The sequence below is a fragment of the Achromobacter sp. D10 genome (genome assembly GCF_035282245.1).
Lineage (GTDB): Bacteria > Pseudomonadota > Gammaproteobacteria > Burkholderiales > Burkholderiaceae_B > Achromobacter > Achromobacter insolitus.
The window spans coordinates 31,083-52,862 of record NZ_JAYJLE010000005.1; the positions used below are offsets into that span (position 1 = coordinate 31,083).

Annotated in this window: 19 protein-coding genes; 13 read left to right on the forward strand and 6 right to left on the reverse strand. The window is 64.8% G+C overall.

Annotation, left to right across the window (positions count from 1 at the left end; translation table 11 throughout):
• Positions 1 to 24: 24 nt before the first annotated feature.
• Positions 25 to 1,938 carry a B12-binding domain-containing radical SAM protein gene (locus VCS63_RS16115; RefSeq protein WP_174564780.1) on the reverse strand — a complete coding sequence of 638 codons (1,914 nt, stop codon included), beginning with the start codon at positions 1,936 to 1,938 and terminating at the stop codon, positions 25 to 27.
• Between the two features lie 223 nt (positions 1,939 to 2,161).
• On the opposite strand from VCS63_RS16115, the gene VCS63_RS16120 reads away from it, so the two are divergent.
• The gene (locus VCS63_RS16120) at positions 2,162 to 2,566 is read left to right on the forward strand and encodes a hypothetical protein (RefSeq protein WP_323880372.1); all 405 of its coding nucleotides are present in this window, start codon (positions 2,162 to 2,164) and stop codon (positions 2,564 to 2,566) included.
• A gap of 16 nt (positions 2,567 to 2,582) precedes the next feature.
• Here the strand turns inward: VCS63_RS16120 and VCS63_RS16125 are convergent, their stop codons facing one another.
• Positions 2,583 to 3,758 (reverse strand): GGDEF domain-containing protein, encoded by a 1,176-nt coding sequence (locus VCS63_RS16125; protein ID WP_323880373.1) that lies wholly within the window; start codon positions 3,756 to 3,758, stop codon positions 2,583 to 2,585.
• Positions 3,759 to 3,999: 241 nt separating this feature from the next.
• Here VCS63_RS16125 and VCS63_RS16130 point away from each other — a divergent pair, with 241 nt between their 5' ends.
• A complete protein-coding gene (locus VCS63_RS16130; RefSeq protein ID WP_323880375.1) occupies positions 4,000 to 4,935 on the forward strand; it encodes a DNA/RNA non-specific endonuclease in 936 nt (311 codons plus the stop codon).
• 73 nt (positions 4,936 to 5,008) lie between these two features.
• Here the strand turns inward: VCS63_RS16130 and VCS63_RS16135 are convergent, their stop codons facing one another.
• Positions 5,009 to 5,488 (reverse strand): VOC family protein, encoded by a 480-nt coding sequence (locus tag VCS63_RS16135; protein ID WP_042793981.1) that lies wholly within the window; start codon positions 5,486 to 5,488, stop codon positions 5,009 to 5,011.
• A 94-nt stretch (positions 5,489 to 5,582) separates the two neighbouring features.
• The gene (locus tag VCS63_RS16140; RefSeq protein ID WP_204361140.1) at positions 5,583 to 7,607 is read right to left on the reverse strand and encodes an alkyl/aryl-sulfatase; all 2,025 of its coding nucleotides are present in this window, start codon (positions 7,605 to 7,607) and stop codon (positions 5,583 to 5,585) included.
• A gap of 337 nt (positions 7,608 to 7,944) precedes the next feature.
• On the opposite strand from VCS63_RS16140, the gene VCS63_RS16145 reads away from it, so the two are divergent.
• From VCS63_RS16145 to VCS63_RS16185, 9 genes are all read left to right on the forward strand, one after another.
• Positions 7,945 to 9,546, forward strand: a complete 1,602-nt coding sequence (locus tag VCS63_RS16145; protein WP_323880377.1) for a sensor domain-containing diguanylate cyclase — start codon at positions 7,945 to 7,947, stop codon at positions 9,544 to 9,546.
• 15 nt (positions 9,547 to 9,561) lie between these two features.
• Positions 9,562 to 10,344, forward strand: coding sequence for a hypothetical protein (locus tag VCS63_RS16150; RefSeq protein ID WP_042793984.1), 783 nt, complete (start codon positions 9,562 to 9,564; stop codon positions 10,342 to 10,344).
• 57 nt (positions 10,345 to 10,401) lie between these two features.
• On the forward strand, positions 10,402 to 11,373 hold the full coding sequence (locus VCS63_RS16155; protein ID WP_063642492.1) for a hypothetical protein: 972 nt from the start codon (positions 10,402 to 10,404) through the stop codon (positions 11,371 to 11,373).
• A 145-nt stretch (positions 11,374 to 11,518) separates the two neighbouring features.
• The gene (locus VCS63_RS16160; RefSeq protein ID WP_323880380.1) at positions 11,519 to 12,295 is read left to right on the forward strand and encodes a DUF899 domain-containing protein; all 777 of its coding nucleotides are present in this window, start codon (positions 11,519 to 11,521) and stop codon (positions 12,293 to 12,295) included.
• A gap of 159 nt (positions 12,296 to 12,454) precedes the next feature.
• Positions 12,455 to 13,021 carry a hypothetical protein gene (locus VCS63_RS16165; protein WP_323880382.1) on the forward strand — a complete coding sequence of 189 codons (567 nt, stop codon included), beginning with the start codon at positions 12,455 to 12,457 and terminating at the stop codon, positions 13,019 to 13,021.
• Positions 13,022 to 13,123: 102 nt separating this feature from the next.
• A complete protein-coding gene (locus tag VCS63_RS16170) occupies positions 13,124 to 13,609 on the forward strand; it encodes a nucleoside deaminase (protein ID WP_323880384.1) in 486 nt (161 codons plus the stop codon).
• Positions 13,610 to 13,720: 111 nt separating this feature from the next.
• On the forward strand, positions 13,721 to 15,022 hold the full coding sequence (locus VCS63_RS16175; protein WP_042793988.1) for a UDP-N-acetylglucosamine 1-carboxyvinyltransferase: 1,302 nt from the start codon (positions 13,721 to 13,723) through the stop codon (positions 15,020 to 15,022).
• A 207-nt stretch (positions 15,023 to 15,229) separates the two neighbouring features.
• The gene (locus VCS63_RS16180) at positions 15,230 to 16,621 is read left to right on the forward strand and encodes an FAD-binding oxidoreductase (protein WP_323880386.1); all 1,392 of its coding nucleotides are present in this window, start codon (positions 15,230 to 15,232) and stop codon (positions 16,619 to 16,621) included.
• A gap of 124 nt (positions 16,622 to 16,745) precedes the next feature.
• Positions 16,746 to 17,663 carry a polysaccharide deacetylase family protein gene (locus tag VCS63_RS16185; RefSeq protein ID WP_323880387.1) on the forward strand — a complete coding sequence of 306 codons (918 nt, stop codon included), beginning with the start codon at positions 16,746 to 16,748 and terminating at the stop codon, positions 17,661 to 17,663.
• A gap of 20 nt (positions 17,664 to 17,683) precedes the next feature.
• Here the strand turns inward: VCS63_RS16185 and VCS63_RS16190 are convergent, their stop codons facing one another.
• The gene (locus tag VCS63_RS16190) at positions 17,684 to 18,091 is read right to left on the reverse strand and encodes a DUF1801 domain-containing protein (protein ID WP_063960823.1); all 408 of its coding nucleotides are present in this window, start codon (positions 18,089 to 18,091) and stop codon (positions 17,684 to 17,686) included.
• Positions 18,092 to 18,227: 136 nt separating this feature from the next.
• Between VCS63_RS16190 and VCS63_RS16195 the strand changes: the two genes are divergently transcribed.
• Together VCS63_RS16195 and VCS63_RS16200 are read left to right on the forward strand one after the other, a co-directional pair.
• Complete coding sequence (locus tag VCS63_RS16195; protein WP_042793991.1) at positions 18,228 to 19,625, forward strand: HdeD family acid-resistance protein; 1,398 nt, start codon at positions 18,228 to 18,230, stop codon at positions 19,623 to 19,625.
• A gap of 67 nt (positions 19,626 to 19,692) precedes the next feature.
• Complete coding sequence (locus tag VCS63_RS16200; protein ID WP_323880389.1) at positions 19,693 to 20,736, forward strand: DUF4105 domain-containing protein; 1,044 nt, start codon at positions 19,693 to 19,695, stop codon at positions 20,734 to 20,736.
• Positions 20,737 to 20,797: 61 nt separating this feature from the next.
• Here VCS63_RS16200 and VCS63_RS16205 read toward each other — a convergent pair whose 3' ends face one another.
• Positions 20,798 to 21,703 carry a LysR family transcriptional regulator gene (locus tag VCS63_RS16205; protein ID WP_149064345.1) on the reverse strand — a complete coding sequence of 302 codons (906 nt, stop codon included), beginning with the start codon at positions 21,701 to 21,703 and terminating at the stop codon, positions 20,798 to 20,800.
• Positions 21,704 to 21,780 lie beyond the last annotated feature (77 nt).

A 21,780-nucleotide genomic window follows, 5' to 3' on the forward strand; every position in this document is an offset into this window, starting at 1 on the left:
GACCGCGGTCGCCGGGCGGCCGCCCTACCCTCGCTGGCTCAACGCCCGGCTGATCCGGTTCTTTGCCACGGTGGTCTTCGGCACCTTGAACGGGAACCACGTGCGCACGTCCTCGTCCAGCCCGATGCCGTGCATGAAGTTGTAGATGGCCTTTTTCAGCGCGCGGCCGAGCGCGTCATGGTCCACCCCGGTGGGGTCATCGAAGCCGACGTCGTTCTTGGCGAAGGTAATCGGGGGCAAGGGACGCAGGGTCACACCGTATTCTTCCGGGTTCTGTCCCACGGGCGAATGCACCGTACAGGCGAAGCGGTGAAAGAAGCCGCTCTGGATGCAGTCATTAGCGAACAACTGGCGCACGTACTCCAGCGCGTCCACGGTGTCCTGCACCGTCTGCGTGGGGAAGCCATACATCAGGTAGGCGTGCACCAGGATGCCGGCGTCCGTGAAGGCTCGCGTGACGCGAGCCACCTGGTCCACCGACACGCCCTTCTTCATCAGATTCAGCAGACGATCCGATGCGACCTCCAGGCCGCCGGATACGGCAATGCAACCGCTGTCTGCCAGCAGTTCACAGAGCTCGGGGCTGAAGGTCTTTTCAAACCGGATATTGCCCCACCAGGAGATGCCGGTATTGCGTGCGATCAGCTCGGTCGCCAAGGCCTTGAGCGATTTGGGCGGCGCGGCCTCGTCGACGAAGTGGAATCCGGTCTGGCCGGTTTCGCGCACGATGGCCTCGATGCGGTCGGCCAGCACGGCAGCGGACGCGCCCTCGTAGCGGCCAATGTAGTCCAGGCTGACGTCGCAGAAGCTGCATTTCTTCCAATAGCAGCCATGCGCCACGGTCAGCTTGTTCCAGCGCCCGTCGCTCCAGAGCCGGTTCATGGGATTCAGCATGTCCAGCAGCGACAGATAGCGGTCCAGCGGCAGGCCATCCCAGGTCGGCGTGCCCACTTCCGCGAAGGCGATGTCGGGCTCCACCATATTCACGTAGCGCACCGCGCCCGTGTCCGCATCGCGCAGGAACGTGCGCACCAGGCGTTGGCGCGAGCGCTTGCCCTGCACGTGTTCGAGCAGCGACAGCAAGGGACGTTCGCCCGCGTCCAGCGTGACATAGTCGAAGTAGTCGAAGACGCGCGGGTCTTTCAGTTCGCGCAGTTCGGTGTTGACAAAGCCCCCGCCCAGCACGGTGACGATTCCGGGATCGTGCGCCTTGATGGTCTGGGCGATGCGGAAGGCCGCGTAAACCGCGCCGGGGAACGGCACGGACAGCAGGACCACCGTGGGCGCATGGCGCGCCAGCGCTTCCGAGGTCAGGTTGCGCAGCACGTCGTCCACCAGCGTCGGCGGCGCCGCCAGCGCCCGCGCCAGCGGGTCGAACGTGGGTTGGCTGCCAGCCAGCGACTCGGCATAGCGCACGAACTCGAACCGCGAATCGACGGCGTCCCGCAGCACGTCGGCCAAATCGTTCAGATACAGGGTCGCCAGGTGCTTGGCCCGGTCGTGCAGGCCCAGGGCTCCGAACGCCCAGCCCAGCGGATCGCCGCCCTCCTCGTCCAGATAGACGTCCAGCGAGCTGAAACGCGGTCCTTCGGGCAGGAAATTACGCCCGACGATGCGGTGCGCCAGCGTGGAGTCCCGGCCTTGCAGAAAGGCGATCACGGGGTCTATGGTCGCCAGGTAGCGCGCCTCCTGTTCCGCAAAGGCCTGCACGGCGGGCGTGCGCTTGTTGGCCGGCAATGCGGCCACGCGCTGCGCCACGGCGCGCAAGCCGTCGGCCGACAACAGGCGCAGCACCAGGGCCAGCGCCAGGTCTTCCTGAAATGAAGTGACCTCGCGCGACCGCAGAAAACCGGTCAGGTAGGCGGTGGACGGATAGGGGGTATTGAGCTGCGTCATCGGCGGGATGACGGACAGCACGCGTAAAGGCAAAGAGGACATGAAGCACGGCAAGACTGCCGTCGAAACGGGGATCGGGGCCATTATAGGCAGCGCAGCGGTCTGCGGCCGGTGATAGCCGGGCAACTGTTGGCTCGTCGTGGCGGCTCCGCCTTCGACGCCGGTGCACGCAAAATATCTCTTCGGCAAGCAAATCATTATCTGGCACCGTTATTAGCAGTATCCTCGAATTCCGCCGCAGTCCATCCAGCCTGGCGTCATTTCCATGCGCAATCGCCCAGACCCATTCGCCCCGCCCCCGAAGCAACGGGCCGTCCGACTCAATTCGCTGCTCTGGATCCTTGAGCCGCTGGAGCGCGATAGCACCTACCTGCGCCGCAAAATGTTCGGCTGCGATGCGGCATACCTGGACGGCCTGCTGTATATGGTGGCGGCCGACCGGGAGGATCCATGGAGCGGGCTGCTGATCTGCACATCCCGAGAACGCCAGGCGGCGCTGATGGGGGAGTTCCCGGCCCTGCAGCCGCATCCGGTGCTGGGAAAATGGCTATACCTGCCCCAGACCGACGAGGACTTCGAGACGATAGCCACGCGGATGGCGCAGCTTGCACTGGCGCGCGATCCGCGCATGGGCGTGGCACCCAGCCCGCGCTCGCGGCGGCGGACCTGAGCCGCGCGGCTTGCAGTCAGGCGCTCACCGCGCTCGCGGCAGCGCGAGCCAGCTCCACCCGGTTCCCGCCTAGCGCCTTGGCCTGGTACAAGGCCCGGTCGGCGACGGCCAGCGCATCGGCCAGGGGCGGAACCCTGTCTTCGAATTGCGCCAGCCCGACGCTGACCGTGGCCGGTATGCCCAGGCTGTCGTCCCGGCCCGCTACCGTCACGGCAAAGTGTTGAGCCACGGCGGCGCCCAGCACGGTGGCGCGCCGCGCGTCGGGGCCTGACAACAGCGCAGCGAACTCTTCACCCCCCAGGCGGGCGAGCAACGCGCCCGCGCCCAACACGCTGCGCGCGGAATCCGCAAAGAACTTCAGCACCTGGTCGCCGGCATGGTGGCCATGCCTGTCGTTGATGGCCTTGAACTGGTCCAGGTCGAAGGCCAGCACGGCAATGGGACCACGCCCGGCCCCGCTGTCGATAATGCGGGCGCCCTGTTCGAAAAACCAGCGGCGGTTGCCCAGGCGGGTCAGGTAATCCGTCTGCGACTCCCGCAGCAACTCTCCGTGCGTTTCCTCGCGAATCAGCTTGAGCAGCGTCATCGGCAGCACGATCGAATACAGCACGCCTTCATACATGGTCAGCGTGCTGGCGGCCAGATGTATCCCGGGGCCGTGCTCGGCCACCCACCACGGCAGGATGAAGGCGCGGGCGGCGTAGACCAGCGCATGCAGGCTGGCCGCCGCAGTGGCGATGCGTAGCGGTGTCAGCAACTTCAGCGGCTGGCAGCGCATCAGTTCCCAGGCGGTCATTCCGCTGACCAGCGCAATGGGAAACGCGCTGACGTACTTCCAGACCAGGTCCTCGCGCTGATCGCCGGCCACCAGCCAGATCAAGGCCATCACGATCAACAACCCGATGGAAGCAGCGCGGTAACGCCTGCCGCTCAACGATGCCGCGCCGTTCATGATCAGGAGATAGCCGCTGAGCACGATGAGGTTGGCAACGGCCGATCCCAGCGGACTGGGCAGCTTGCCGCGGAACAGTGCAACCAGGCATCCCAGCGCAAGCGTGGCAAAACCCGCCGCGAGGATACGCACGGATCCGCTGCGATTTGGGTGAGTCCGATGCTCCCAGAACGTCAGGCCAGCACTGGCGAGCAGCGTTCCGATGATGATGAAGTAAAGGGTGAGGAGATCGACGTACATCTTGGACGCGGGGAGATGGCCTCGCGGCATCGCGGCGGCCAGCAAGAATTCTACGTGGGAATTGCGCCGCAGAAACATAGCGTAACCCCTGTCACAACTCAGTTGCGCGTCACGCAACAGCGGCCCGCGTCGCCGTCTCGCAAAACGAAAAAATCCCACCCAGTGACAAATTTGCCACTCATCTACAATCCGTGGCGGCGCCGGTTGCCAACCGCAATCGGGCAGTAGCTCACAGGTAGTAATGACGCGCGCGAAGACCTCCGCTTCCAAGAAAAGAAGTTCCCCCAGCAGATCCAAGGCCCGCGCCGGTTCCCGAGCCAGCGGCCGTTTCCCCCGATTCCTGAAGGCGTTGCTGTTCTCGTCCCTGGCGAGTTTCGGCGCCGCCACCTATATGCTGAATCCGCAGTGGCGGATTCCGGCCCCCGTACAGGAAGTCATATCGCGCCTTGGGTGGCCCCAAGAACGCGGGCATGCGCCACCCGCGGCCATACCGACCGCAGCGCGGACAGGGGCGCCAGTTCAAACAATGTTTGCGGAATGCCGGCAGTTCTTTCCGCACTCGCGCCCGCCCGAAGTGCCGGGCGGTCAGAAGCTGCGCGAGGTCTGCTTTTCCGCCTTCGCCATCCTGCACGACGGCCAGACCAAGACGCCAGTGTTCGTCGCCGAGCGCCTGAACCGCCAGATGCTGACGCAGGCCCAGGGAATGCGCCGCACCGACAAGTTCTACGCCGAAGCGCGGCTGCCGCGCGCCGAGCGCGCCGAATTGGACGACTATCGCGGCTCGGGCTATTCCCGCGGACACATGGCGCCGGCAGGCGACATGTCCACGCCGGAAGCCATGGCGCAGAGCTTTTCGCTGGCCAATATGGTGCCCCAGGACCAGACGCATAACGGCGGCGCCTGGAGCAGTATCGAACAGGACACGCGCAAGTACGTGATGCGCGCGGCGGGCGACGTCTATGTCTTCACCGGGCCCATCTACGCCGACAAGCCCAAGACCATAGGCTCAGGCGTTGCCGTGCCCACCTATATCTACAAGGTGGTCTACGACGCCACCACGGGCCGCTCGTGGGTGCATTGGCAGGCAAACGCCGCCAGCACCAAGGCCGGACCGCCCATCAGCTACGAGGAATTCGTGAAGCGCACGGGGATCCGGGTATTGCCGGCCGGAGGCTGAGGACCCACCGGCTCGGGTAACTCCACCTCGCGGCGGTCCGCCCTCGGACAGCCACAGGAAACGCTTTAAGGCGCTACCCGCGGCGTGCCGCCTCGATGGTGGCGATATCGATCTTGGCCATGGTCATCATGGCGTCGAATGCGCGCTTGGCGGCGGCGGGGTCGGGATCCGAAATAGCCTCGATCAACACCCGCGGCGTGATCTGCCAGGACAGGCCCCATTTGTCCTTGCACCAGCCGCATTCGCTCGCCTGGCCGCCATTGCCGATGATGGCATCCCACAGGCGGTCGGTTTCGGCCTGGTCCTCGGTGGAAATCTGGAACGAGAAGGCTTCGGTATGCTTGAACGCCGGGCCGCCATTCAGGCCGACGCAGGGTATGCCCGCCACCGTGAATTCGACAGTCAGCACATCGCCTTGCTTGCCCGAGGGGTAGTCCCCCGGCGCGCGCAGGACCTTGCGCACGGCGCTGTCCGGAAAGGTCTTTGCATAGAACTGCGCGGCTTCCAGGGCGTCCTGGTCATACCAGATACAGACAGTATTTTTGCTAACCATGTTCAGTCTCCCGCCGACGGTCCCATGTGCGGCTGGCGCGCGGGACCGTCGGCTCTTGCGGCCAAAAGCCAGGATCAGCCTTTGGCGTTAACGCCTACGGCGTAACAATGTTGAACCAGAACGGGAAGTCGTCCAGCGCGCCGAATACTTCGGCAAGCTTGGTCTGGTCGCCCGTGACCTTGACGTCTCCCTTGTCCATGGCGTCCTTCAGCGTGGTCTGCTTCAGCATGATGTTGTTAAGCGTTTCCCGCGTCAGGGACACGCTGGCGCTCGGTTCCTTGGCCTGCTTGCCCTCGGAGTGGTTAAGCACGCTATTGGCCATCTCCAGCATGTACTTCTGCTTCGTGTCGGTGAAATCGACATTCAACACGACGTGCTTGCCCTCGGTCTTTTCGCGGTTCAGGCGCACCGCGAAATAGTCGAACAGCATGTCCAGCGTCATGGCGCGCACCGTGTCGGGGCTGGCCGTGTCCGGCACCGGCAGTTTCTGCACGCCTTCACGCAGCTCCTTGGCGCCGGTCAGGTAGAAGTTGCGCCACGGGCCGCTTTCCGCCTGGTAGCCCAACTGTTCCAGCGCGTCGGCCTGCAGGTCTCGGGCCGCCTGGTTTTTCGGATCCGCGAACACCGCGTAATTGACCACCTCGGCCACCCAGCGGTAATCCCCCTTGGCGTAATACTCCCGCGCCTTCTTCACCACCTCGTCCACGCCGCCCATCATGTCGACGTAGCGCTTCGCGCCCTCCTCGATGGGCAAGGTGTGCAGCGTGGCGGGGTTGCCGTTGAACCACCCCAGGTACAGCACATACGTGGCGCGGACGTTGTGATTGACGGAACCGTAATACCCTCGGTTGGAGAACTTGGTAGCGATCGACTTGGGCAACTTGACCTGTTCGGCGATCTCTTCCTTGTTGTAGCCCATGTTGGCCAGTCGCAGGGTCTCGTCGTTGATGTAGCGGTACATGTCGCGCTGCAGGCTCAGCTGCTCGCGCACTTCCTTGTTGTTCCAGACCGGCCAGTGATGCATGGCGTACATCACTTCGACGTCGTCGCCCCACAGGTTCAGGGCCTCGTTCAGATACTTTGACCAGGCCAGCGGGTCGCGGATCTTGGCGCCGCGCAACGAATAGGTATTGTGCAAGGTGTGCGTGGAGTCCTCGGCCGTATTGAGGGCCTTTTTCTCGCGGATGTAGTACAGCATCTCGGCTGGCGCCTCGCTGCCGGGCGCATACAGGAATTCATAGGTCAGGCCGTCGATCGTGCGCTTTTCGCCCGTCTTTTCGATGATGTCGGTGGGCGGTATCAGGGTGACCGTTCCGGCAGAGGTCGTGGTGCCCAGCCCCGCGCCCACCTGGCCTGTCGCGCTGGGCGGCAACAGGTTGCCGTACATGTAGCTGGCGCGGCGGCTCATGGCAGTGCCCGCCATCACGTTCTCGGCCACGGCGTGCTCCAGGAATCCGAGCGGCGCGTAAATTTTCACCTTGCCGGCCTTCACGTCGGCTTCATCGACCACGCCGCGCACGCCGCCGTAGTGGTCCACGTGGCTGTGGGTGTAGATGACGGCCACAACCGGCTTCTTGGGGCGGTGCTGATAATAGAGATCCAACGCGGCCTTGGCCGTTTCGGTGGAAATCAGCGGGTCCATGATCGTCAGGCCTTCCTTGCCTTCGACGATGGTCATGTTCGACAGGTCCAGATTGCGCACCTGGTATATCCCGTCGGCCACCTGGAAGAGGCCCGAGATATTGATCAGCTGCGCCTGCCGCCACAGGCTGGGATTCACGGTGTCGGGAGCCTCGGAACCTTCCTTGATAAAGCCGTACTTGTCCGAATCCCATACCGGATTGCCCTGGGCGCCCTTGATCATGCCGCCCGGCAGCGGCGCGATGAAGCCCTTGTGCGCCAATTCGAAGGCGGTCTTGTCCGAAAACGGCAATTCTTTCAGCAGGGCCGCATTGGCTGCCTTGGTCGACGCTTCCGCCGGCTTGGGCGCTTCGGCCGACCACGCCGGAGCCGCAAGCGCAATGGCCAGCGCGGTCAACGCCAGGGGTGCCGACACGCGGCGCCTGAGCGCCAGGCCCGGTTGTGAACGGAAGACAGTCACGCAACGTATCAGCTTCATAATCACTTTCTCCAGACTGGGAACGGGACGAATCGCGCCAAATGGCGGTCCGGTGAACAACGAAGTCAGGCGAATGCAGAGAGCAGGATCACACGTATGAAAACCGGCAGTGCGTGACAACCGAAGCGGCGTAGTAATAAGAAATTACCGGCGTGAACGGCATCACGCAGCGCTATGTTGGATTTACCGCACAAAGCCTACACATTTTTCTCCGTAAATCAATGGTGAGTTGCAATTACACGTGCTTGGTATTGCGGCGCAGTGCCGGCCCATTTATTGTTGTCACTCTCAACGCGGTCGATACATCACCACGCATGTGATATTGCATGGAGTTTCGATGAGCCCTCGGTCTGGCCTCGCAGGCAGGCGCAAGCATAAGATTGGACTGCATGCGGTCCTGGTCGCCTTGGCCGTGCTGAGCGTCGCCGTCGGCTTTTCCAACGCCATGTACTCCAGCTACCAGGTACAAAAGGCGCAGATAATCAAAAACTCGCTGGCCGCCAATCAGGCGCGAGCGGAAAAGATCGCCGAGGTTGTCGACGTTTATGTTGCTGCGCTGCATCGCCAGGCCGGCAATAGCGCGCGCCAACTTCCCGCCTTCCTGCACAACCCGGCGGCGCTGCAGGCCGAATTGCAGCGCCTGGCCGGCCAGATCGACTCGGTATACGCCGTGCTGCTTGCAGACACCGCTGGCGGTATCACGGCTGCGGCGCCTGGCGGCCAGGCCGCAGGCACTCGCATCGCGCGCCTTGCCGACCTGGGCTTGACCTCGCCCGGTCCAGGCCATTGGGTCGCCACGCTTGCCGGGTCGAACGCCACCGTGCTCACCACGGTAGAGCCGGTGAACGACACCGCCGGCAAACCCTTGGCCTATCTGGCCCTGGTCATCAAACTGGGTGAAGACAGCGGCATGGACCGCGTCATCGGCAACCGCGACGATATCGCCGGCATGTCGGTGTTCCTTATCGGCAAAGCCGGCCAGGTGCTGTACCGCAAGCATGCGGGTCCGGAAGCGCTAGACCTGGCGAGCATTGAACCCACCCGGCGCGGTGGCTCCGCCCTGCTCTCGAATGCGGAAGGCAAGGAGATACTGACCGGCTATGCGCCCCTTCCCAAAGGCAATTGGGCGGTGGTGGCGCAGCGCTCTCTGGATCAGGTGCTGTCGCCGCTGCGGGAATTGCTCGGGGAGGCGTTGCGCTCCGCCATCCCGGCCATCATCCTGACGCTGCTGTTGGTATGCGGGCTGGCCTATGCCATCGCGTCACCCTTGTCGCGACTGACCCGCGCCATGCGAGCGGGGCAACCCGCCAATGCGGATCTTGGGCGGATCAACGCCTGGTACGTCGAGGCCGATACCTTGCGCGAGGCCGTCCAGTCGACCTTGGACCAGCATCAGGACGAAGTGGGACGGCTGAATACCCAGGCGCAAACGGATCCCATGACCGGCCTCCTGAACCGCCGGGCCATGACCGACGTGCTGGGCGCCTACGCCGCTGACGGCGCGCCCGTCGCGATCATCGCCATGGACCTGGATCACTTCAAGCGCATCAACGACACCTTCGGCCATCTGACCGGCGACAAAGTGCTGATGGCGCTTGCGGAGGTTATCCGTGGCGGCTTGCGCGACCAGGACCGCGCCTTCAGGGTAGGCGGCGAAGAATTCATCGCCTTGTTGCCCACCGCCTCCGCCACGCAGGCTTGCGAGGTGGCCGAACGCCTGCGCGCCGCCGTGGCCCAGCGCATCATGCCGGACAGCGTAGGCCGCGTCACGGTGTCGATCGGCGTCGCCCTGTGGCCGCAGGACGGCGCATCGGCCTCCGACGTGATCCGGCGGGCGGACGAGGCGCTGTATGAGTCCAAGCAGGCGGGACGCGACCGCGTCACGCTGTGGCGCGACATGGCCTCGACTGCGACGCCCCCCCCGACCAACCGTAAGTGAACGCATGGTGACCTGATGAACTATTCCCTTCTGCTGGCGGGTTTGGCGGTCTTGTTCTTTGCGCTGTTGCTGCTTGCGATAAGAATCGGCAAACGGCTGGGCCACGGGTCGGACGACAAGAGCGGCGCCGGCGCGGCCGCCATCGAGGCGTCGGTATTTGCGCTGCTGGGATTGCTGGTGGCCTTCACGTTTTCGGGCGCGGCCCAGCGCATGGCCGAACGGCGCAACCTGCTGGTTCAGGAGGTCAACTCCATCGGCACGGCCTGGCTGCGCATCGACTTGCTCAATGCCGCGGACCAGCCCAGGCTGCGCGACCAATTCAGGCGCTATGTAGACGGACGCATCGAGTACTACAGCCATGTTTCCGATCTGGGCCGGCGCGACGCCATCGCGGCCAAGGTGGGCGCGCTGCAGAACGAAATCTGGGCCACGTCGATGAAAGCGGTCCGCAATACCGAGCCTCCCTTCGCTGCGTCATACGTAAACGCGGTCAATGACATGTTCGACGTGTCGACGGCCCAGACCGTGGCGCAGAAGGTCCATCCGCCCCTCGCGACCTACGTCTTCCTGGTCTTTCTCGCCTTGGTGTGCGCCTGCTTGATAGGCTCGAAACTTGCGCTGTCCCAACGCGACAGCCTCCTGCACCAGCTGGTGTACGCGGTGGTGATGACGGCAGCGATATACATCATCGTGGATTTCGAGTTTCCCCGAATAGGCACCATCCGGATCGACCAGAGCGACGCGCTTCTGGCCGCCCAGCGCCAAGCCATGATTGACCCGCCTGTCACGGCCAAGTAGATTCCCTTACGTCGTAAGGCTGGCTGCAGTTGGACACGCGTTCTTTCCGGAGATGACATGCCCTTGCCCGTGCGTATGGCAAAACGACGTTCCCACTGGCTGCTTGCGCTGCTGGCCTGCGGCGCATCCTCCATGGCCGTGGCGCAACAGGGGCTGCGGCTGAGCCAGGACGACCTGCAAAAGCGCGCCAACGGGGTGCTTGCCATCATGTCGTTCTCCATCGTGCCGGACATCACCACAAGTTCCCTGAACATCGGTGGTGGCAGCGGATCGGTGTCCGGGTCCACCGAGTTCGCCATGACGCAGCTGGGAGGCGGCGACACGATCTCCAAGTCGGTTCCCATATACCTCGAGGGCGTGCTGGCGGCGAGCCGCTACGATCCGACTTTTATCGCCACCCAAGGCGCGGAGACTCGCAGCATCCCCACCAAGTGGAACAGCTTTTCGGCCACCGGAGGCATCGGCTGGGACTTCAAGCTGACCGACGAATTGAAGCTGCGCCCCATCTTCAATTTCGCGCTGGGCAATGTCACCAGCGACTTGCGCGCCGCCAGCTGGTATGTGGGGCGCCAGACCGGCAAGGACATCAGCTTCCTGGACCGCGGATCGCTCAATGCGTATGGCTTGGGCGGCTCGCTGATGCTGGACTATGAGCATTACCGCCCCGGCTATGAAGTCGACGTTGAACTGCGCTATTCCGACATGCGCCTGCAGAGTTTCGACAGCTCGGCGGCCGTAGAAGGCCATGCCACGGCGCAGTCGGCCAATCTGTGGGCGCGCTACCGGGCCCCCACGGGATTCATGATGCTGCAGCGGCCGCTGCGCTATGTGCTGGAGCTGACGCACTCGGAGTTCCTGGGCGATCAGCGCGGCATTCTCGGATTCGACCGGCTGACTTCCGTGGGCGCAGGCCTGGAGCTGGATTCCAGCGCCTACGACGTCATCATTACCCGCACCCGGCTGGTAGGCCGCTATGTGTTCGGGACCAATGTGTCGGGCTTCTCCGTCGGCCTGGCAGTGAGCTTCTGAAGCAGCCCCCCGGCGGAATTGCGCCGCATTTGTTACTCCCCCTCGCGGGTCTGGCGATGCCAGACTGGTTCCTGGCCGCCGAGCAGCCACTGCGCGCAGTCCCTTGCGCCAGGGCGCCGGCCCGCGATAAGGAGGTACCGAAATCATGACTGCATCCAGCAATCGCACCCGCATGCACACTCCCCCGGTCGTCTCGCCGCAGGAATGGGAAGCGGCCAGGCAGCAGCTGCTTGTGAAGGAAAAGGCCCACACCCGCGCCCGCGATGCCTTGGCCGCGGCACGCCGGCGCATGCCCTGGACGACGGTGACCCAGGCATATGCGTTCGAAGGCCCGTTCGGCACGCTTGCCCTGCCCGACTTGTTCGATGGCCGCCGCCAACTGATCGTTTACCGCGCCTTCTTCGAACCAGGCGTGTACGGCTGGCCGGAACACGCCTGCCGCGGCTGCTCCATGGTGGCCGACCAGGTCGCCCACCTGGCCCACTTGAATGCCCGCGACACCACCCTGGCCTTCGTATCGCGCGCCTCGCAGGCTGACATTGCGCGCCTGAAAGCCCGGATGGGGTGGACCATGCCCTGGTACACCTTGACCGACGGTTTCGACGCCGACTTCGGCGTGGACGAATGGCATGGCACCAACGTGTTCTATCGTGACGGGGACCAGATCTTCCGCACTTACTTCCTGAACAATCGCGGTGACGAGCAGATGGGCGGCACGTGGAACTATCTGGATATCACGCCGCTGGGCCGGCAGGAAGTCTGGGAGGATTCACCGGAAGGTTATCCGCAGACGCCGACCTACAAATGGTGGAACTGGCACGACAGCTACCTGCCGGATGCCCCGCCCGACAAGAAGTGGGTCGAAATATCCGACGCCGGGGAGGCCGCATTCCGGGCGCAAAGCGCAAGCCTGAAACGCTGAGCGGACGGCGGCGGGCCCAGAGCCGTATTTATTGGTAAATAAAATAACCGATAGATACACACGCTCAAACAACAGCAATTATCGGGGCCGATGAGCGTGCTAATTTATGCGCCCGCCGGACCCTCGGGCCGCGCCCTCCTACTCTACTTGACGAGAACCATGCATACGAACCTCGAAAGCGACGCGCTCATCGCCCAGGGAAAAAAGCGGCTCACCGGCCTGCTGCTGGCGGCCGGGCTGGCCTTTGCCACGGCAATGCCGGCCCTGGCCGCGCCGCCGATGAAGGCGCATCAAAGCGCCCCCACGCCCGCACCCGCGGCAGCGCCAGCTGCAGCCGCAGCTTCGGGTTCCGTGCAGAAGACCGACATCCAGAATCAGGCCGCCTACGAACGCCTGATGAACAACAGCGGCATCACCCTGCAATGGCTCTGGTCGGCGCAACGCGGCCATCTGACCGCGACGGATGAAAACGACGTGGTCCGCATCGAAGGCACGCAAGCCAACCACGAGGGCACGCTGAAGATCAAGGGCGACATTGTTTCGATCGCAAGCGACCGCTTCCTCTTCCGCGGCACGATCCTGATCCTGGACGCCCCTGACAAGGGCCGGCGCTGCGAGCGCAACGGCGAGTTCGAATTCCGCGCCACCGGCAAGCGCAAGTACTGGCGCCTGCAGCAGATGGAAGCCTGCGGCGGCCTGACCGACTACGTGGACGTGTACTACTAAGCCTGCCGCCAAGGAGGCTATGCTTGCGCCATGCACGCCGGCGGCCTTCTCATGCCGCAGTCCGCCGGTCCCCGTTGCGCGGCATACAGAGAGAGGCTCCGCATGATTACCGAACTGGACAAGAAGCACTTGGCGCGATGCGTCGAGCTGGCGAAACAGGCGCTGCAAGCCGGTGACGAGCCTTTCGGCTCCGTCCTCGTCTCGCCGGAGGGCGTAGTCCTGTTCGAAGACCACAACCATGTCTCCAGCGGCGACCGCACGCGGCATCCGGAATTCGAGATCGCCCGCTGGGCCGCCAATAATGTGCCGCCGGCCCAGCGGGCCGCCTGTACCGTCTATACCTCGGGCGAACACTGCTCCATGTGCGCGTCGGCGCACGGATGGGTCGGCCTGGGCAGGATCGTCTACGCCAGCTCGTCCGCCCAGTACCGGCAATGGCTGCAGGAATGGGGAGTTGCCCCCACGTCCAAGGTCCGGCCGCTCGCCATCGCCGAGGTCGTGGACGGCGTTCCCGTCGTCGGGCCCGTGCCGGAATTTGCCGAGCAGGTCAGACAGCTGCACCAGGAAAGGCTGCGGCGCCGGACCTAGCGCGGCAGCGCTGCCTCCCCAACGGCTACCGCCCGCCTCATTCGTCAGTAGCAATCCGCTGCAGGCAGCGCCGGCGGCTCCCTTCCCCCCATTTTTTGCCCTTCTCGCTCCATGTCCAACCTCATCGTCCACGGCGGCACCCCATTGCGCGGCCGCGTCATCCCCTCGGCCAACAAGAACGCGGTCCTGCCTGTGCTGTGCGCCACCCTGCTGACGGATCAGCCGCTGCGGCTGCGCGGCGTGCCCGACATCACCGATGTGCGCAAGATCCTCGACATCTTCCGCACCCTCGGCAGCGACGTGCGGCTCGACGAGTCCACCCGCACGCTGGACCTGCACCACCGCGACACCGCCTTCGATGCCGCCACCCACCGGCTGCCCGAGGAAATGCGGTCGTCCATCATGCTGGTGCCGCCTCTGCTGGCACGCTTTGGCGTGGCCCGGCTGGAAGACAACGTCAAGGGCTGCACGCTGGGCGTGCGCGAGATCGATCCACACGTGGACATCTTCCGTTCCTTCGGCGGCGAGGTAGAGCGCGCCAGCGGATCCCTGCTGGTCCGCGCCAGCGGCCCGCTCAAGCCGACCCACCATTGGCTGGACTACGCGTCGGTCACCACGACCGAGAACTTTGTGCTGTGTGCGGCGGCCGCCGAAGGGGAATCGACCCTGACGAACGCGGCCTCCGAGCCGCACGTCCAGGAGTTCTGCCGCTTTATGGCGATGATGGGCGCGCGGATCGACGGCATCGGGACCTCGCGCCTGACCGTAAGCGGTGGCGCCCGCCTGGGCGGCGGCGAATTCACGTTCGAAGAAGACTTCCACGAGATCACCACTTTTCTCGCGCTGGGCGCGATCACCGGCGGCGACGTGGTGGTGCGCAACAGCACGCCCGGGAACTTCCCGCTGATCGACCGTACCTTTGCCAAGTTCGGCGTGCAGATCGTGCACGAGGATGGCTGGTCGCGCGCGCTGCGCTCTGGCCCGCTGAAGGTGCAAACGCCTTTTACCAGCAATGTGCTCACCAAGGTCGAGGCGGCGCCCTGGCCGTACTTCCCGGTGGACCTGCTGCCCATTTTCATTGCCTTGGGCGTGTGTGCGCAGGGCAACGCCATGTTCTGGAACAAGGTCTACGATGGCGCGCTGGGATGGACCGGTGAATTGTCCAAGTTCGGGGCGCACGTATTCTCCTCGGATCCGCACCGGCTGATCACCTTCGGCGGCCGGCCGCTGACGCCCGCCGTGGTCGAAAGCCCCTACATCATTCGTGTCGCCATCGCGCTGTTCATGATCGCCAGCAGCATCGACGGCCGTTCGGAAATCCGCAACGCCACGCCGATCCGCCGTGCCCACCCGCGCTTCGTCGAGAACCTGCGCAGCCTCGGCGTGCAGGTGGAATGGACCAGCGAGGAGTAAGCTATCCCGATACGCACGCCACGGCGCGCAAAACGGGAGCGGGCCGCCAGGCTCCCGGCGCGGCGCGCCGTCCTCTCCGGGCCATGGCCTCACACACAGGAGGCATCCACCATGCCGCGCCCAATTCCCTAGGCGGCCCGGGCCTCACTTGCAGGCCCCAGTTTCAGAGATTGTTCACGAAGCACAGCACCTTCAAGGAGGTGTGTGATGAGCAAACTTCCCGCAAACGCCCTGGATGACCTGAAAGCCTCTGCCCGAGGACAGGTCCTGGGCCCCGAGGACGCCGGCTATGACGACGCCCGGAAAATCTGGAATGCGATGATCGACCGCCGCCCGGCGGTCATCTTCCGATGCGCCGGCGCCGCCGACGTGCGGCGCGCCGTGGATTTCGCCCGCGACAATGATCTGGTCCTGTCCGTGCGCGGCGGCGGCCACAACATTGCCGGCACGGCGGTCTGCGAGGGCGGCATGATGCTGGACCTGTCGCCGATGAAGTCGGTGCGCGTCGATCCCCTCCGGGCGCGCGCCTACGTGGAACCTGGCGCCACGCTCGCGGATTTCGACCACGAGGCCCAGGCTTGCGGCCTGGCGACGCCGCTGGGCGTCAATTCCACCACGGGCGTGGCCGGGCTGACCCTGGGCGGCGGATTCGGCTGGCTGACCCGCAGGTTCGGAATGTCCATCGACAACCTCCTCTCGGCCGACGTCGTCACGGCGGATGGCCAACTGCTGCATGCCAGCGAACAGGACAACCCGGAGCTGTTTTGGGCCATAAGGGGCGGCGGCGGCAACTTCGGCGTGGTCACCATGTTCGAGTTCCAGTTGCATCCCGTCGGCCCGCAGGTCTATGGCGGCCTGGTGGTGCTGCCGCTGGAACAGGGCAAGGAAGCGTTGCGGAAGTACCGCGACGCGCTGGCAGCCATGCCGCTGGAGCTGACCGTCTGGGCGGTGCTGAGGCTCGCGCCCCCGCTGCCCTTCCTGCCGGAAGCGGTGCATGGCAAGCCGATGGTTGCCTTCGCCATGTGCTATTCGGGAGATCCAGCCCGGGGCCCCGCCGCCGTTGAAGCCGTGCGCGGCTGGGGCACGCCGTATGGCGAACACCTGGGCCCCATGCCGTACAGCGCCTGGCAAAAGGCCTTTGATCCTTTGCTCACGCCGGGCGCGCGCAATTACTGGAAGTCGCACAATCTGGGCGGCCTGCAGGATGGACTGATCGACGCCATCGTCGAGGCAGTGGAAAACCTGCCGTCGCAGCAATGCGAAATCTTCCTGGGCTACATCGGCGGGGTAGCCTCGCGGGTACCGGTGTCCGCCACGGCCTATCCACACCGCTCGGCGCAATTCGCCATGAATGTGCACGGGCGCTGGGACTTTCCGGAGGAAGACGAACGCTGCATGGCGTGGGCCCGGACGCTGTTCCGGACCACCGAGCCCTATGCGCAGGAAGGGGTGTACGTGAACTTCCTGACGCAGGACGAACCCGAACGGCTGGGCGCCGCCTACGGGCCAAACTTCGACCGCCTGGTCCAGGCCAAGACCCGCTACGACCCGAAGAATCTGTTCCGGCACAACCAGAACATCCGACCCGCAGCGGCGTGATCCGGCCGGCACGCCAGTTCGGCATCGCTGCTATCCTGATGCCCCGGCCCGCGCCGGGGCACGGGCCGCGCCATGGCCGAATGCCTGGCGTGCGCGACAACTTCCCCTGGATCGGCGTTCCTGCATGGCTTCCTGCTTTTCCCCCCGTCTTGTCCTTCTCGCCTGCTTCTCGCTCTGGGCATCCTGGTGCTCCGCCCAGACAGTGGCCCTGACGTTCGATGACGGACTCAATCCCGGCAAGCAGCCGGAAGCGGTTCAATGGAATGCCCAGCTACTGGACGCCTTGCGCAACCAAGGGATCCAGTCCGCGTTGTTTCCCTCGCTGATCCGCATAGGCGGCGCGGAGGGTTTGGCGCTGGTGGCCGAATGGTCGCGGGCGGGACACTCGGTCGGGAACCACACCGCCAACCACCGCAGTCTGGCCGATTCCCAGGTGTCGCTGGCAGCGTTCATTGCCGATGTGGAAACAGCGGATGCCGCCCTCCGGAACATGCCTACCTTCGTACCGATGTTGAGATTCCCCTATCTGAAGGAAGGCGATACGCCAGCCAAACGTGATGGGATGCGCGTCTGGATGACGAAGAACGGCTACCGGAGCGCACCGGTATCCATCGACGCAAGCGACTGGTATTACAGCCGCGTCTATGCCGATCACATGAAGGCAGGCCAAACTGCCAAGGCCCAGGGAGTGAAGCAGCGCTACATCCGCCATTTGCTGGACCGCGCGGCGTATTACGACGGGCTGGCACGCCAGGTCCTGGGACGCAGCCCGAAGCATGTCATGCTGTTGCACACCAACCAGCTCAACGCCGACGCCCTGCCGGACGTGATTGCCGCGCTGACCGCCCAAGGGTGGACAATCGCGGCGGCGAACGCCGCGTTTGAAGATCCCCTGTACGCTCAGGCGCCCGATAACCTGCCCGCTGGCGAAAGCATCGTCTGGGCGCTAGCCAAAGCCGGCAACCTCCCGGGCCTGCGCTATCCGGCAGAGGACTCCACGTATGAGGAACCGTTATTGCGGGACGCCGGACTATTGCCCTGATTGCGCCATCGTGCAAGCTGCTATTTGGCGCCTGCCGCATTCAAGCGCACCGCGGCACGGATCAGCGCCTTGAAAGCCGCTTCGTCCAGGGACTCTCCGTGGCGGATATCGATGGCGCGCCGCGTATTGCCGTCCAGGCTGGCGTTGAAGAGCCCCGTGGGATCCTCCAGGGCCGCGCCCTTGGCGAATGTCAGCTTGACGGCGCTTTTGTAGGCCTCGCCGGTGCAGATAATGCCGTCGTGCGACCACACCGGCACCCGCCACTTCCACTCCTCGACCACGTCGGGATCGGCTTGCCTGATCATGGCCCTGACGAGCGCGAGCGTCTGGCCCCGCCAGTCGCCTAGCTCGCGGATCCTGGCGTCGATCAGGCTGGCAGGGGTCTCTCCAACGGTTTCCTGTCCTGCGCTGCTTGTCTTCGTATTCATGCCATATTCCGGAAAAGACCGCGGGCGGATACTTCGGAAGAATACATGCATCGGTGCCGGAAAATTTGTTAACGTGGTCAGCAAACCAAAATATCGAGCGAACTAACTGGATTACGGGAGAGGAGATTCAAGCGCAATGGCTAATCTGGTTTTGTTATTGCTGGGCGTGGATTATCTGCGCAAGCGCGCCCGCGCCTTGTATGTCATCGGCGGCCTGCTTCTGCTGATAGGCGTTACGCTATTTATCGACGCGCTGGATAATGCCGTCTATTTTCCGCTGAACTTCTTCGCGGCGCTGCTGGTGCTCGAAGGCCTGGCCACACTGGTGATCGCCAAGTCGGGCGTGGGCGGCCAACGGGTGCTGCGGTATGCCAAAGGCGCCATCGTGCTGACTGCGGGCGTGCTGGTCCTGGTTGGGCACCACCATGGGCATTTCGTGCTGTCCATGCTGTTCGGCCTGATGTTCCTGATGGACGGGCTGATCCAATGCACCGCCGCGTATGTGGTGCGTTATGAGCGCTGGCGCTATGTTTTCGCTTCGGGCGTCGCGGAAATCCTGCTGGCCATTTTCTTTTTCCAGCCGTACCCCACCCATTACGTCGGTACGGTGCCGTATTGCCTTGGGCTGTTCCTGGCGTTTTCGGGTCTGCACCTGCTGTCGCTGGCGCGCCGGGTCCGCAACCTGGACTCCAATCCGGCCCTGGACGTCAACCCCAGCCCGGACTTCATGCCCACGCGCGCCGACAGCCCCGCACAGAGGGTATTCGACGGCCCTCCCCTGGAATCGGAGCGCGCGCTGACCGTTCACGTCTGGACGCCATCCGGTTCGGCCAAGACCCAGACACGCAACTACCCCGTGGTGAACCGCTATATCGCCGCCGTGGACATCAATGGCGTGGTTTCCACCGGCCATGCCGCGCTGGAATCGCCGGAAGGCATTTACATCAGCCTGTACCCGGCCCAGGAGATCGACCACTCTCCGGAACAGTTCGGCACCCTGCTGCGCGCCACGGCCGAGAACAACGTGCCGGGCGTTTTCCAGCCCGACTACGCCACCGAGTCCAAAGCCTGGACGCCGTCGACGACCCGGGTCCGCATCCGCAACTATGACGCGGCCAAGCTACAGGCATTCTGGGACGAATACCGCAAGACCACCACCTACAACCTCACCCACCGGAACTGCTCCAGTTCCGTGTCCAGCGCGCTGGAAGCCGCGCTGGACGGCGTGGTTGGCCGCTTGCATGGCGCAGGCGCCGGATGGCGTGTGCTGCTGCGCCTCCTGCTGACGCCCGAACTGTGGGTGGCGGCACAGATCCGCAAGCGCGCCCTGACCATGGCATGGACCCCTGGCCTGACGCTGGACTATGCGCGCGCGCTCAGTATGTTGGCAGACCCGCGGCCGTTCGGCTGGTGGAAGGTATCGCAGGACGCGCTGCGCCAGATCGCCCGCATGCGCGCCGGCTGGCGCAAGCAGGACCGCCACGCGCACGCCCGCAATGCGGAGCAGGCCGAGTCGTCGCAAGGGGCGCAATGATGCGCGCCCGCGGGCGCGGACCCGCAACGCGCGCAAGGATGCACGCGCGAACGCAAACGCAAACGCCATGATGCTGCATCTCGTGCTCGGCGTGGCCATCGTGGCCGGCGCCGCCTGGGGCGCGGCGGCCCTCTGGTTCCAGTCTCCGTACCGGGGCCGCGCACGCGCCGCCTTGCCCGCGGCATGGCTGGCGCTTGCTGCGGCGGCATTGAGCGGACAGGTCCTGGGACATTCTTTTCCCGCCTGGCTGTTTGGCGCCCTGCTGCTGGCGCTGATAGCCTGGTGGACGCTAGGGGTGCGTGCTTCCAACGACCGCCAATGGATGCCTGAAGTCGCCCGCCAGACCCAGGGCTCGATAGAGGGCGATATCGTCACCTTGCGCAACGTGCGCAACTTTGACTGGCGCTCGCGCACCGACTACGACATCCGCTGGGAAACTCGCACCTACGACCTGACGCGGCTGGCTTCGGTGGATCTGGCGTTGTCCTATTGGGGCCGGCCCGCCGTCGCCCACGCCATGGTGTCGTTCGGCTTCGACGATGGGCAATACGTGGTGTTCTCGGTGGAGATCCGCCGCAAGCTGCACGACGTGTTCTCGGAAATCGGCGGCTTCTTCCGCCAGTACGAACTGGCGGTCCTGGCTTCCACCGAGGAAGACAGCCTGCGCGTGCGCACCAACGTGCGTGGCGAGGAAGGCTACTTGTACCGCGTGCACATGCCGGAAGGCGCTGCCCGCAAGCTGTTCCTTTCCTATGTAGAAACCGCGACCCGGCTGGTGGCCAAGCCCCGCTTCTACAACACACTGACGGGTAACTGCACCACCATCGTGTACCGGCTGGCGGACGAGATCGTGCCCGGCCTGCCCCTGGATTACCGGCTGCTGCTGTCGGGCTACCTGCCCGAGTACCTGTATCGGCTTGACGCGCTGGAAGGCGCCGACAGTCCCGAGGCATACCGGCAAGCGGGCCATTACACGCAGCGCGCCCGCGCCACCTCGGACGCAGCAGAGTTCTCGCGCGACATCCGGCGTGGCGTGCCAGGCATTTCGCAGACGCCGGATCAGGACGCTTCGGCCCTTCCCACAGCGGGTGCGCGCAGCAGTTCGATGTAGGCGGCCAGGGTCTGCGGCGGATCGAAGATTTTCCGTCAACGCGATGAACCAAGGCCTAGGTTCAGGCGTGCGCAGCCATCTGCGCGGCCTCGCCCAGCAGCGCATCCAGCAGACGGCGCGCCGGCACGGTCAGCGGCGCATCCGCGCGGTGCGTCACATAGATGACGGTCTTGGGCAAAGGGTCGATGAGATCCAGGCGGACCAGTCCCAGCGCGGGGCCGTAACGGTCCAGAAACCCTTGCGGCATGATGCCGACCAGATCCAGCTGCGGCATCAGCGCCAGCAGCGTGGAGAACGACTCGCACTCCAGTTGCAGATGCAAGGCACGCGCCTGCCCTTCGTCGGCGTATAGCGCCCTGGGATCGCCCGGTCCTTGCGCCGGTCCCGTCAGTACCCAGGCGGCCTCGGCCAGCTCGCTCAGGCGGCGGACACGGGCAAGCGGATGCGCGGCGCGCGCAACCACGACCGACTGGCTTTCGAACAGGGGTTGCACGGCCAGGTCGCCGCCACCGCCGGCTTCAGGCAAGGGCCCAAGCGCCATGTCGAGTTCGCCGGACCGGATGCGCTCCAGCGCCTGCGGATAAAGTGTGTCGCGCACGCGCAGCCGCACTTGCGGCCAGCGCGCACCGTAGCGCGCCACCGCGCCCGGCGCCAGCAGGATCGCGGCGGCCGGCGACACGCCCAGCGTCACCTGCGCCTCCGCGCCACGCAGATGCCAGGCAAGGTCCTCATGGGCCTTTTCGATCTCGCGCATGACCACGGCGGCGCGCGCCGCGAGGATTTCGCCGGCCTGCGCCAGCCGCACGCCCTTCGGCGTGCGCAGCACCAGCTCCGTGCCGACCTCTTCTTCCAGCTGGCGCAACGCCTTGGTCAGCGCTGGTTGCGACACGTTCAGGACCTGCGCGGCAGCGCGCATGCTGCCTGTCCGCGCCAGGGTGAGCAACAGGTTCAGATGCTGGAGTCGCAAGCCGCCTCTCCGGCCGATTACCAGGGGTAATCGACATCAAAACAATTCAAGGGATGGGCGCGCAGGCCGTCGATAGA

Excerpts from the sequence above, each read along its gene's own strand:
- VCS63_RS16150 (WP_042793984.1), top strand. The coding sequence starts at position 9,562 with ATGAACTATTCCCTTCTGCTGGCGGGTTTGGCGGTCTTGTTCTTTGCG.
- VCS63_RS16135 (WP_042793981.1), bottom strand. The coding sequence starts at position 5,488 with ATGGTTAGCAAAAATACTGTCTGTATCTGGTATGACCAGGACGCCCTG.
- VCS63_RS16130 (WP_323880375.1), top strand. The coding sequence starts at position 4,000 with ATGACGCGCGCGAAGACCTCCGCTTCCAAGAAAAGAAGTTCCCCCAGC.
- VCS63_RS16190 (WP_063960823.1), bottom strand. The coding sequence starts at position 18,091 with ATGAATACGAAGACAAGCAGCGCAGGACAGGAAACCGTTGGAGAGACC.
- VCS63_RS16195 (WP_042793991.1), top strand. The coding sequence starts at position 18,228 with ATGGCTAATCTGGTTTTGTTATTGCTGGGCGTGGATTATCTGCGCAAG.
- VCS63_RS16180 (WP_323880386.1), top strand. The coding sequence starts at position 15,230 with ATGAGCAAACTTCCCGCAAACGCCCTGGATGACCTGAAAGCCTCTGCC.
- VCS63_RS16125 (WP_323880373.1), bottom strand. The coding sequence starts at position 3,758 with ATGTACGTCGATCTCCTCACCCTTTACTTCATCATCATCGGAACGCTG.
- VCS63_RS16115 (WP_174564780.1), bottom strand. The coding sequence starts at position 1,938 with ATGTCCTCTTTGCCTTTACGCGTGCTGTCCGTCATCCCGCCGATGACG.
- VCS63_RS16185 (WP_323880387.1), top strand. The coding sequence starts at position 16,746 with ATGGCTTCCTGCTTTTCCCCCCGTCTTGTCCTTCTCGCCTGCTTCTCG.
- VCS63_RS16175 (WP_042793988.1), top strand. The coding sequence starts at position 13,721 with ATGTCCAACCTCATCGTCCACGGCGGCACCCCATTGCGCGGCCGCGTC.
- VCS63_RS16155 (WP_063642492.1), top strand. The coding sequence starts at position 10,402 with ATGCCCTTGCCCGTGCGTATGGCAAAACGACGTTCCCACTGGCTGCTT.
- VCS63_RS16140 (WP_204361140.1), bottom strand. The coding sequence starts at position 7,607 with ATGAAGCTGATACGTTGCGTGACTGTCTTCCGTTCACAACCGGGCCTG.
- VCS63_RS16160 (WP_323880380.1), top strand. The coding sequence starts at position 11,519 with ATGACTGCATCCAGCAATCGCACCCGCATGCACACTCCCCCGGTCGTC.
- VCS63_RS16170 (WP_323880384.1), top strand. The coding sequence starts at position 13,124 with ATGATTACCGAACTGGACAAGAAGCACTTGGCGCGATGCGTCGAGCTG.
- VCS63_RS16120 (WP_323880372.1), top strand. The coding sequence starts at position 2,162 with ATGCGCAATCGCCCAGACCCATTCGCCCCGCCCCCGAAGCAACGGGCC.
- VCS63_RS16145 (WP_323880377.1), top strand. The coding sequence starts at position 7,945 with ATGAGCCCTCGGTCTGGCCTCGCAGGCAGGCGCAAGCATAAGATTGGA.
- VCS63_RS16200 (WP_323880389.1), top strand. The coding sequence starts at position 19,693 with ATGATGCTGCATCTCGTGCTCGGCGTGGCCATCGTGGCCGGCGCCGCC.
- VCS63_RS16165 (WP_323880382.1), top strand. The coding sequence starts at position 12,455 with ATGCATACGAACCTCGAAAGCGACGCGCTCATCGCCCAGGGAAAAAAG.